A 1357-nucleotide genomic window follows, 5' to 3' on the forward strand; every position below is an offset into this window, starting at 1 on the left:
ATAGGCATCTATGGAATCAAGCACGCGCTCAAAGTCGCTCAAACGTTCTTCGTTGTTGATCCATTCATTAACTTGAACCGAATCGAAGTAACTTTCAATACTTTCACCATCTTCAATTTTGACATGTTCTAAGTCATCATTTTCTGCGATGAGATAATAATTGAATCCGCTGTTTGTATATAGTTCAACTCGGGTCCACGACTTATCTAGGTACTTTTCTTTATAGTAATGAACCCCACATAATGAGTTGCGATCTTTGGTGTTGTCATAGATGACGAATGTTTGTTCTGCGTCAAACTTAGCTAGTGTTTCCTTACCGTATTCATCACGGCCAATCCATTCATACGCTCTACCTAATCCAATCATATCTCGACCCACCAACTGATTGTGGTAGTCTTCATTCGATTGACTAGCAAATGTGTTGATTTTTTCTGCAATCGCCTGATCCCCACTGTATTTCAATGGGTTCCCTAGCAATACGCCTAACTTAAATGAGACGATAAAATCTGCAAAGCCACTTGCAATACGATTGTCCGATCTACCTTCTGGTTTGTTCGGACGATAATTGATGTTGTTGTCTCCTAACATATAGCGTTTCAGTTCCTGCAACCTTGGCACTTGCTTGGCTCGATGGTGTTTGATGAACTCAACAATCATCTTCCAAACATCTTCATGTTCAAAGTCGATTACCTGTTCAACTTCGCCAGTACGCTGATTCAGCATCTCTCTTTTCGGTAATTGATTAACCGGCACTTTATAAACAAGATTCGCTTCATCATCAAATCGCTGGCCACTTAAAAGCTGAATATTCTGTTCCACTGTATCACCTCTACAATCCTAGTTTTTTGAATGTGTCGATCGTCTTCATGACGTTGACTGGTTTCGGTCTGTCTTTAGTAAATTCTCTTATTAAACTTGCTGCACTATCCGGACAGTCATCATGTGTTGCATTTTCAGTGTAGTCTAAGATATCACTCATATAATCAGGATCTGTATTATCCAACCAAAGAATATTCTTCCACTCTTTTCTCAAATAAGTTGTAATTTTGATAAACTTATTCATTGATTCGTAGTAATCGGAGGCCGTTAAACCTTTTTTACGAACTTCCTTGGCTAAATAACCTTTATCAGCATTATTTTCCAGATGAACACTGCCCAACATGAAACTATTGTGAATTTGAATTATCTCATCCACACAATCGTCAACGTGTTTATCCCACCGTTTGCCAAATGCGACAAATTTACCGTCCGGCAAACGCTTCATAGCGGTATAAGCGGTTTTATCTGCCCCTTGATATCCGGCATCAATATGCGCAATACCTTGATGTATCAAAGAGTACTCGTCCGTAAATGTAGG

General features: G+C 39.3%; 2 protein-coding genes. Both read right to left on the reverse strand.

What is annotated here, in order from left to right:
• The coding region (locus AB0Q96_RS39155; protein ID WP_365334158.1) for a phage portal protein at positions 1-819 on the reverse strand (819 nt) is incomplete at its 3' end.
• A gap of 10 nt (positions 820-829) precedes the next feature.
• Positions 830-1357: hypothetical protein (locus tag AB0Q96_RS39160; RefSeq protein ID WP_365334160.1), on the reverse strand; the 528-nt coding region annotated here is incomplete at its 5' end.

Source organism: Streptomyces sp. NPDC093111 (genome assembly GCF_040683955.1).
GTDB lineage: Bacteria > Actinomycetota > Actinomycetes > Streptomycetales > Streptomycetaceae > Streptomyces.